The organism is Ornithinicoccus halotolerans (assembly GCF_009602535.1).
GTDB classification, from domain to species: domain Bacteria; phylum Actinomycetota; class Actinomycetes; order Actinomycetales; family Dermatophilaceae; genus Ornithinicoccus; species Ornithinicoccus halotolerans.
The window spans coordinates 1-8,847 of record NZ_WIQI01000106.1; the positions used below are offsets into that span (position 1 = coordinate 1).

The following is an 8,847-nucleotide window of genomic DNA, read 5'->3' on the forward strand; positions in this document are numbered from 1 at the left end:
ACCCGGTTCGTCATCACCTGCGAACCCGAAGGCGCCGCCACCATCCGCGCCATCCTCACCAGCCCCCTAGCCGCACCGGCCCCTGACACCGACGGCCCCGACCCCCGCACCGCCCCCCAACGCCGCTACGACGCGCTGCTGACCGTGCTCGGCCGGGGAATGACCTCCCCCGAAGGCACCCCCACGACCACCAAGGCCAGCCTGGTCATCACCCTCCCCTATGACGTGCTGCGCCAACAGCTGACCGGCACCGGCACCACCCTGACCGGACAGCTGCTGTCCGCCTCGGTGGTACGCAAGCTGGCCTGCCAGGCCGAGATCATCCCCATGGTCCTCGGCTCCGACTCCGAGGTCCTGGACCAGGGCAGAGCCACCCGCACCGTGACCAAGGGCCAGCTGGTGCGACTGTGGCACCGCGACGGCGGATGCACCTACCCAGGCTGCTCGACACCCCCACACTGGTGCCACGCCCACCACATCCGATGGTGGACCCGCGACCACGGCCCCACCGACATCAACAACCTGACCCTCCTCTGCGCCCGACACCACACCCACGTCCACGACCACGACCTCACCGCCACCATCACCACCACCGGCGTCACCTGGCACCGGCGATGACCCCGCCCCCACCCGGCCGCCGCGGCGGCCGGGGAACAAGCCCTGCCTGCCCACCACTGAGAACCTGCGCCAACGGCTCACGGCCCGTCACCGGCACCGGTTCACCGTGTCGCCAGGACACCCAGCACGACGACAACGACCGCAACGGCGAGCAGCCCGACCGCCAGCTGCCGGGCGTGCAGTGCGCTCAGCCGGTGCGGCATACCGCGCACACCGGTGCGGGCGTCGTCGGCCAGGTCGGGCAGCACGTTGAGCACGTGGGCAGCGACACCCAGCAGGGCCCCGGCGGGCAGCACCCACCACGGAGGACCGGCTGCCCCGGCAGCGGTCCACGCCACCGCCGGCAGCGCCCCGAACGCCACTGCGTACGGCAGCCACGACCAGACCGTCGACTTCAGCCACACGTTGTAGGCCACTCCCCCACCCACCACCAGCCCGAGGTGGAGGAGCCCGGGCACAGCCCCCAGCAGCAGTGACAACGCCGTGGTCGCCAGCACCGCCAGCACCAGCGCCAGGACCGCCGCGCGGACCGGGATCTCCCCGGTGGCCAGCGGCTTGTCGGTCCGGTCGACCAGCCGGTCCCGCTCGTGGTCGATGAGGTCGTTGGACCAGCCGATGACCAGCTGTCCCGCGGCGACCGCGGCGACCACGTGCGCCAGCCGCAGCGGACCCGCTCCCGCCGCGACGCCCAACCCGCCGGCGATCACCGTCACCAGCAGCGCGGGCGCTGGGTGGCACGCCCGGAGCAGGCCCAGAAGCATGCCCGCAGGGTAGAGCCGTGCCGCTACCGGGCGCTCACCAGGCTGTGCAGGGCACGCCGCGTCGCCGCCTGCATCTCATCGGCGTCCTCGGGGGTCCGGCCGATGGCCGTCAGCCCGATCCGCCCGTCGATGGCCAGCATCGGGAACGCGTGGAGCACCACACCCAGCCCGGTACGTGGGTCGAAGGCCACCTCCGCCTGCTCGACGGCAGCCACGACCGCGGACGGCTTCAGCCCGGTCCATGCCGGGTCGACCAGGTTGTCCCCCGCCACGTAGCAACGCTCGTCACCGGCGTCCGTGCGGTAGCAGCCCGCCTCGGCGTCGTAGCGGCCCGGTACCAACGCCTGCAGCACCGTGAAGGGATGAGTGGCACCGCCACGGCGCAGGTTCACCTCGACCGCCGGCAGGTCCCAGTGGTCTCCGCGAGGCACGCCGAGGAAGTCCACGCTCAGCCGGCCCCGCACCCCGCGACTCGCGAGCTCCTCGGCGACCCGGAGCCCGGTTCGTGCAAGGGCAGCTGAGTAGTCCCGGCGGGCAGGCAGCCGGCAACCGACGTAGAGCAGACCGTCCTCGCCGAGCACCTGCTCGTGGGTCGAGAGCAGCTCCACCCGGCCCGAGGGGTCGATATCGGCCTGCACGCTGGGGCTGGTTAGCGCGGGGTGTTCCATGAGCTCCTCAACGACGCCGCCGTGGTGCAGCTCGTCCAGGAAGTCTTGCGGCAACCGCTCGGCATGCTCCCGCAGACCCGTCGGGCCGAGCCGCTCTCCCTCCTCGTCACGCAGCGGCAGCACCAGGTTGCCCTTCCCGGAGCAGCTGTCGTCGTGCTTGACCACCACCGCCCGGGCCGACGGGTGGTCTCGGCCGACAGCTTCGGCGGCACGGACCAGCTGCTCGACGTCGTGGACGCCCTCGGCGCCTGGCACGACGCGGATCCCCAGCTCGCGGAACAGCCGCCGGCCAGCCGCCTTGTATCCCTCCGGCCACAGCCGGGGCGGGGTGCCGCGGACCGGCGCGCCGATGCGCTCACCGACCTCGACCTCGGCGTCAGTGACGTTCCACGGCTCCACCAGCGCGGGGCGGTCCCCGACGAGCTGGCGCAGCCGCGCCAGCAACGCCGGGTGCTCGAGCAGCTTGACCGACAGCGAGCGCGGCGACAGGTCCGGCACCACGACCAGGTGGAGCCGGCGGCGTACGTCCTCCCGCTGGTCGGCCGGGCACAGCCGCAGGTAGTAGTCGAGGACCTCTTCGGCGGGTGCCTGACAGGTCACGAACGCCAGCTGGGCCCCGGGCACCCGGGGAAGTGCCAACATGTCCACGAGGTAGCGATGCTCGAGCCCCGGGAGCCGCTCGGCGAAGTGCCGCAGCACCGGCCCAGGCAGGTTCAGCGAAGGCAGGACGACGACGACGTGGTCGGTCCTCGAGCCCGCACGGTGGGCGCGCCACGCCGACTCCAGGGGACGCTGCGCGCCACCGCGGAGGGGCACGGTCCCTGCTGGGGGCCCCATGACCCCAGTGTGGCCCGCGGTCCGGGAGCGCGCCAGCCGCTGCGCAGGTCAGGAGCTCGGCTGGGACTCCCGAGCCTCGAGGACCATGCCCGCGGCGCCCGCGCCGTCCCCGTCCGGGCGGCCCGGGTCGTCCTGGTCGTCACCGGGCGCGTCGGCGGCACCGGCCAGGACTTCCGGGCCCGTCACGCCCTCCGCCTCGCCATGGAGGCCGGCGAGCGAGCATTGCAGCTCCTGGATGAGGTCGCTGAGCTGGCGGGACTCCGCCGCTCGGCTCCGGGCGCGGGGCCTGCCCCGCAGGCCGCTTCGCAGCATGTCGATGAGCAGACCGAAGGTGAGCAGGGCGTGCGAGAGCTCGCCGGCGGCCGCTGCCTCCCTGGTGACCGTCGCCAGCTGAGGAGCGACTCGACCGATCGCCGCGACCCCTTCGTCGGACCTTTCCTCGCCCATGCCCTTGGCCAGCCCCACCGCCCGCTGCAGCTCGGTCAGGCCGGCCTCGTTCCACCTGGTACGGCCGATCGCCGCCAGGCTGGCGCGGGCACGGACGACGGTGCACGCTGGCAGCGACACGGTGACCGCCTCGCAGCGGGGACACACCAGGTACTCGCTCTCCAGCCAGCTGCGCCGTTCCGGCGGCGGCAGCAGGGCGACGACCCGCTGGATGACCAGCGCGTTGCACCCGGGACACCAGGCAGGGGACCAGGGGGGCAGGGACATGGGGCACGACTGTAAAGGACCGGGGCTGGCCTACCCGAGCGCGACGCGGGGATTCATCGGATGACCCGGGTGCGCGGTCGTCCCAGCACCAGGTGGAGCCGGCCGTCCAGCTCCAGCCGCCGGACCGGCACCTGGTACACCGCCTCCAGCACCGCGGGCTCGAGTACCTCCGCCGGGTCTCCGGCCGCTACCCGCCGCCCGCCGTCCAGCAGCACCAGGTGGTGGCAGTAGGCCGCCGCGAGGTTCAGGTCGTGCAGCACCACGACCACCGTCACCCCGAGGCTGGCGACCAGGGTCATCAGCTCGTGCTGGTATCGGACGTCCAGGTGGTTGGTCGGCTCGTCGAGCAGCAGGTAGTCCGGCTCCTGGGCGAGCGCGCGGGCGATGAGCACCCGCTGCCGCTCTCCCCCGGACAGCTCCGCGACCGGCCGCTGCGCCAGGTGGCCGGCGTCGACCCGCTGCAGTGCGTTCGCGGCGACCTGCTCATCCCTCGCCCGCATCCCGCCCAACCCGGGGCCGGAGCGGTGCGGGGTGCGGCCCAGCAGCACCAGGTCGGCCGCGACCAGGGGCAGCTCCGACGGCGGCTCCTGCACCACCACCGCGAGCCTGCGGGCCACCTCCCGCGGCCGCAGCCGGCCCAGCTCGGACCCGTCCAGCAGCACGGTGCCGGCGCGCGGACGCAGCTGGGCGTGGAGGGTGCGGAGAAGGGTGGTCTTGCCGCTGCCGTTCGGGCCGATCAGGCCCGTCACCTGCCCGGGGGGTGCCACGAGGTCGACGTCGTCCAGCACCGGCTGCTGCCCGTAGGCGTGACTGACGCCGCGCGCCTCGATCACCGCTCCAGCTCCTCGACGAGCCGCTCCAGGCCGTCGACCGACAGCGGGCTCGGCGGCTCGACGAGGTTGAACAGCTGCACCAGCACCCGGTCCTCGGTCACCGCCGTCACCTCCGTCATCCCAGGGAGCTGCAGCGCCGCGTCGCGCACCGGGCCCGGCTGCCCGTTGGAGTGCAGCAGCACCAGCAGGTCCGGGTCCCGGGAGACCAGCTCCTCGGCGGTGACCTCGAAGACCCGCTCGTCGACATCGGCGAACACGTTGGCCAGCCCGGCCGCCTCCAGCTGCGAGTGCGCCATGCTGCGGGTCCCGTAGGCGTACGTGGCGCCACCCCCGACCGTGGGGTAGAGCACGGCCGCCGAGCGGCCCTTCGCCACCTGCTCCGCTCGCGCGGACAGCCGCTCGACCCGCTCCTCCAGGGCCGTGACCCGTTCCTCGGCGCGCTCGCTCCGGTCGAAGACGGCGCCGAAGGTGCGCAACCGGTCCGAGACGTCGGCAAAGGACGGCTCCGTCGTCGCGTCCGCGCAGAGGGTGGGCTCCTCCAGCAGCGGGATGCCGACGTCGGCCAGGGCCGCGGTGTCGACCGAGTCGGCGGAGCCGAGCACCAGGTCCGGGTCTTGGGCGAGGACGGTCTCCCGGGAGATCTGGGTGTGGCCGGTGGTGTCCACGCGGTCGGTCAGCAGGGGGACCTTCTCCACCGTCGCCCATTCCTCGTCGTCGTAGTAGCCGCGCGGGTAGGCACCGGCCCGTGCCACCGCCCGGTCCAGCACGCCCAGCTCCAGGAGGTAGGGCACCGCGGCGCTCTTGAGCAGCACCACCCGCTCGGGTGCCGACTCGATCTGCACTCCCACCCCGCAGCTGTCCACCCCGAGTGGGTAGCGGCTGCCGTCTCCGGCGGTCTGGCGCAGGTCATCGCCGCCGGGGCCGTTCCCGTTCCCGGGCGCGGACGTGCCCCCGCAGGCCGCCACGGCGAGCAGTCCGGTGAGGCTGGCTGCGGCCAGGGCGGTGCCGCGGCGGGAGCGGGATGGGCACGGGCCAGTCATGACGGTCCTCTCGGTCGGGTCACGGGTCGGGCGTCGGGGAGGCATCGGAACCGGCCCCTCAGGCACCCGGCTGCAGCCTGCGCACCAGCAGCAGCAGGAACGGTGCGCCCACGAGGGCAGTGACGATGCCGATCGGGATCTCCTGCGGGGCCAGCAGCGTGCGGGCGACCAGGTCAGCGGCGACGAGGAAGCAGGCACCGAGCAGCGCGGCGGCCGGAACCACCCAGCGGTGCGCGGCACCGACGAGGCGGCGAGCCAGGTGAGGGACCACGAGGCCGACGAAGCCGATGCTGCCGGCGGCGGCCACGACCACGCCGACGCACAGCGACACGACCACCAGCAGCCGCACCCGCAGCGCGGTCGGGTCGATCCCGAGGGCGTGTGCGGTCTCGTCACCGAGGGCCAGCGCGTCCAGCCGGCGGCTGGCCAGGGCGAGGAGAGTCACGGTGAGCAGCACGATGACCACGACGCTCAGCAGCGGGCTACCCCACCGGGCGGCGCTGAGGGAACCGAGCAGCCAGAACATCACTGACCGGGCCCCCTCGGCGGAGTCGGAGGCGAAGACGAGGAAGCTCGTCGCGGCGTAGAGGGCGTACCCGACGGCCACGCCGGCCATCAGCAGCCGCACCGAGGTGACCCGGCCGCCGGCGCGGGCCACGGCGAGCACCAGCGCCGAGGCTGCCAGCGCGCCGACGAACGCGCTCCCCGAGAGCGCGTGCTGCCCCAGGCCGGCACCGACTCCGAACAGGATGGCGGCGGCCGCCCCGGTGGAGGCCCCGGAGTTGATACCCAGCAGGTAAGGGTCCGCCAGCAGGTTGCGCACCATCGCCTGCAGCGCGACGCCGCAGACCGCGAGCCCGGCGCCGACGGCCAGGCCGAGGAGCACCCGCGGTGCCCGCACGTCAGCCACGATGGCCCGCTCCGACGCGCTCGCGCCGTCCCCGGCGGTGGCCTGGGTCGCCAGCGCGGGGGCGGCGCGGTCCAGCAGCACCGAGAGGACAGTGCCCGGCGGCACGGACACCGCGCCCAGGCACACCCCCAGTACCGTGACACCGAGCGTCAGCGCGGCCAGCGTAAGCAGCCAGCGCCACTGCCGCCGGCGCCGGGAGGCGAACCCGAGCGGATCCCTACTGGCGGGCGCTGCCACCCCCGGTGACGAGCGTTGCGGGCCGACGGAGGCCGGGGGCATCGGCCCTGGCGCCGTGGGCTCCGCGGCCGGTTCGATGGTCCGACCCTGGGCGGACGTCCCCCCGACTACTCCTCCCCCGGTGGCCATGCCTCTCCCCGCTGGTCGTTGATGCAAAAGACTTGCAACAGCCTAGAGGGCGGAGAAGGCAGGCGGTCCCGGGGGTATGCGTCGGGTCAGACGGCACCGGGCCAGACTGCGGTCAGGCGCTACCACAGTTGGCCAGCGAGCCTGCCCGGCCAGCCGAGCGCGCGGGCCGGTGCCTCCGTAGGCTGGGGAAGTGTCCCCGTCCACCATCGCGGCCGTCCGCGGCGCGCTCCCGACGCACCGTTACGCGCAGGAGGAGCTGACCGCGACGCTGGCCGACCTGGTCGGCCTGGCGCCTGAGCAGCGACCGGTGCTGGAGCGGCTGCACGGCAACGCCGGCGTGAGCCACCGCCACCTGGCGCTCCCGCTGGCGGACTACCGCCACGTCACCGGGGACTTCGGGCGCGCCAACGACGCCTGGCTGCGGGTCGCCCCGGACCTTGCTGCGGAGGCGCTGACCGCCGCACTGGCTGACGCCGGGCTGGCGCCGCAGGACGTGGACCTGCTGGTCACCACCACCGTGACCGGCGTAGCCACCCCGTCCCTGGACGCCCGGCTGATGGCTCGGCTGCCGCTGCGGGAGGACCTGGTGCGGGTCCCCCTCTTCGGGCTGGGCTGCGTCGCCGGGGCGGCCGGCCTGGCGCGGGTGCACGACTGGCTCCGTGGCCGGCCCGACGGCGTCGCGGTGCTGCTGGCGGTCGAGCTGTGCTCGCTCACCCTGCAGCGCGACGACCCCTCGATGCCGAACCTGGTGGCCAGCGGCCTGTTCGGCGACGGTGCCGCCGCGGTGGTGGTGCTCGGTGAGCAGGCCGCTGCTCGGTCGGCCCCCTCACGGCCGCGGATCCTGGGCAGCCGCAGCCGCCTCTACCCCGACACCGGTCGGGCGATGGGGTGGGACGTGAGCGCCCGTGGGCTGCGCGTGGTGCTGGGCGCGGAGGTGCCTGACCTGGTCCGCGGGCACGTCCGTGCCGACGTGGACGCCGCACTGGCCGGCCACGGGCTGAGCCGCGACGACATCGACTGGTGGGTGGCCCACCCGGGCGGGCCGAGGGTGCTGGACGCGCTCGCCGAGGCGCTCGAGATCGAGCGGGAGGAGCTCGGGGTGACGTGGCGGTCACTGGACCGGGTCGGCAACCTCTCCTCGGTCTCGGTGCTCCACGTGCTGGCCGACACGCTCCGCGACCGGCCCCCCGCCCCCGGGACCCGCGGGGTGCTGCTGGCGATGGGGCCTGGCTTCTGTCTCGAGACGGTGCTGCTGGAAGCTCCCCCGGCCGCCGGGGAGGCGCGGTGACCTCGCTGGCCTGGTACACCCTGCTCGTCGTGCTGGTGGGCCTGGAGCGAGTCGCCGAGCTGGTGGTCAGCACCCGCAACGTCGGCTGGGCGCGCCGCCGCGGCGGTGTGGAGCGCGGCCAGGGCCACTACCCGCCCATGGTGGTGCTGCACACCGGGCTGCTGGCCGGGGCGCTGCTGGAGGTGTGGCTGCTGGACCGGCCGTTCCTGCCGGTGCTGGGCTGGTCGATGGTGGCCCTGGTCGTGCTGGCGCAGGCGCTGCGGTGGTGGTGCATCGCCTCGCTGGGACGGCACTGGAGCACGCGGGTCGTCGTCGTGCCGGGGGCACCGATGGTACGGCGGGGGCCGTACCGGTGGGGCGGGTCCAGCTCCTCGCCGTGGTCGGCGCCGCTGCGGCATCCCAACTACGTCGCGGTCGTCGTGGAGGGCCTCGCGCTGCCGCTGGTGCACGGGGCCTGGCTGACGGCGCTGGTCTTCACGGTGCTCAACGCCTGGCTGCTGCGGGTGCGGGTCCGCACCGAGGAACGGGCGCTGGCCGAGCTCGCCGCCCCCGGGCCCGGTAGGCCGTGACCGACGCCGACCTGGTCGTCGTCGGCGGCGGGCCGGTGGGACTGGTCGCGGCGCTGCACGCGGCGCGGGCCGGCATGGCCACCCTGGTGCTCGAGCCACGTCCTGGCCCGGTCGACAAGGCCTGCGGCGAGGGGCTGATGCCGGCGGCGGTGCGGGCACTCGCCGAGGTCGGGTTCCGGCGCACAGGTACCTTCACCACCGTCCTGCTCTGACGCCGGCCAGCCGACCACCGCCACGGCGCGG

The 8,847-nt window shown here is 74.3% G+C and carries 10 protein-coding genes; 4 read left to right on the forward strand and 6 right to left on the reverse strand.

The annotated features are described in order from the left end of the window. Positions 1-618 (forward strand): HNH endonuclease signature motif containing protein (locus GFJ45_RS13650; protein WP_153398134.1); only part of this gene is annotated, 618 nt, incomplete at its 5' end. Between the two features lie 101 nt (positions 619-719). Here GFJ45_RS13650 and GFJ45_RS13655 read toward each other — a convergent pair. The 6 genes from GFJ45_RS13655 to GFJ45_RS13680 are packed head-to-tail and all read right to left on the reverse strand — an operon-like array spanning position 720 to position 6,618. Then, positions 720-1,379, reverse strand: a complete 660-nt coding sequence (locus tag GFJ45_RS13655) for a UbiA family prenyltransferase (protein ID WP_153398136.1) — start codon at positions 1,377-1,379, stop codon at positions 720-722. Positions 1,380-1,402: 23 nt separating this feature from the next. After that, positions 1,403-2,884, reverse strand: coding sequence for a peptide ligase PGM1-related protein (locus tag GFJ45_RS13660; protein ID WP_153398138.1), 1,482 nt, complete (start codon positions 2,882-2,884; stop codon positions 1,403-1,405). Between the two features lie 48 nt (positions 2,885-2,932). After that, complete coding sequence (locus GFJ45_RS13665; RefSeq protein WP_153398140.1) at positions 2,933-3,598, reverse strand: hypothetical protein; 666 nt, start codon at positions 3,596-3,598, stop codon at positions 2,933-2,935. A 53-nt stretch (positions 3,599-3,651) separates the two neighbouring features. Next, positions 3,652-4,431, reverse strand: a complete 780-nt coding sequence (locus GFJ45_RS13670; protein ID WP_153398142.1) for an ABC transporter ATP-binding protein — start codon at positions 4,429-4,431, stop codon at positions 3,652-3,654. After that, on the reverse strand, positions 4,428-5,471 hold the full coding sequence (locus tag GFJ45_RS13675) for an ABC transporter substrate-binding protein (RefSeq protein ID WP_153398144.1): 1,044 nt from the start codon (positions 5,469-5,471) through the stop codon (positions 4,428-4,430). Before GFJ45_RS13675 ends, GFJ45_RS13670 begins: the two co-directional genes overlap by 4 nt. 58 nt (positions 5,472-5,529) lie before the next feature. Next, positions 5,530-6,618, reverse strand: coding sequence for a FecCD family ABC transporter permease (locus GFJ45_RS13680; protein WP_228387044.1), 1,089 nt, complete (start codon positions 6,616-6,618; stop codon positions 5,530-5,532). Positions 6,619-6,937: 319 nt separating this feature from the next. On the opposite strand from GFJ45_RS13680, the gene GFJ45_RS13685 reads away from it, so the two are divergent. From GFJ45_RS13685 to GFJ45_RS13695, 3 genes are read left to right on the forward strand one after another with little or no spacing between them, the layout of a single operon-like run. Continuing rightward, complete coding sequence (locus GFJ45_RS13685; protein ID WP_153398148.1) at positions 6,938-8,035, forward strand: type III polyketide synthase; 1,098 nt, start codon at positions 6,938-6,940, stop codon at positions 8,033-8,035. A 5-nt stretch (positions 8,036-8,040) separates the two neighbouring features. Further along, a complete protein-coding gene (locus tag GFJ45_RS13690) occupies positions 8,041-8,604 on the forward strand; it encodes an isoprenylcysteine carboxyl methyltransferase family protein (protein WP_153398152.1) in 564 nt (187 codons plus the stop codon). After that, a complete protein-coding gene (locus GFJ45_RS13695) occupies positions 8,601-8,816 on the forward strand; it encodes an NAD(P)/FAD-dependent oxidoreductase (RefSeq protein WP_153398150.1) in 216 nt (71 codons plus the stop codon). Before GFJ45_RS13690 ends, GFJ45_RS13695 begins: the two co-directional genes overlap by 4 nt. Positions 8,817-8,847: the final 31 nt, after the last annotated feature.

Bases quoted from the DNA above. Each gene is read 5' to 3' on its own strand.
- GFJ45_RS13660 (WP_153398138.1), bottom strand. From the start codon at position 2,884: ATGGGGCCCCCAGCAGGGACCGTGCCCCTCCGCGGTGGCGCGCAGCGT.
- GFJ45_RS13665 (WP_153398140.1), bottom strand. From the start codon at position 3,598: ATGTCCCTGCCCCCCTGGTCCCCTGCCTGGTGTCCCGGGTGCAACGCG.
- GFJ45_RS13655 (WP_153398136.1), bottom strand. From the start codon at position 1,379: ATGCTTCTGGGCCTGCTCCGGGCGTGCCACCCAGCGCCCGCGCTGCTG.
- GFJ45_RS13675 (WP_153398144.1), bottom strand. From the start codon at position 5,471: ATGACTGGCCCGTGCCCATCCCGCTCCCGCCGCGGCACCGCCCTGGCC.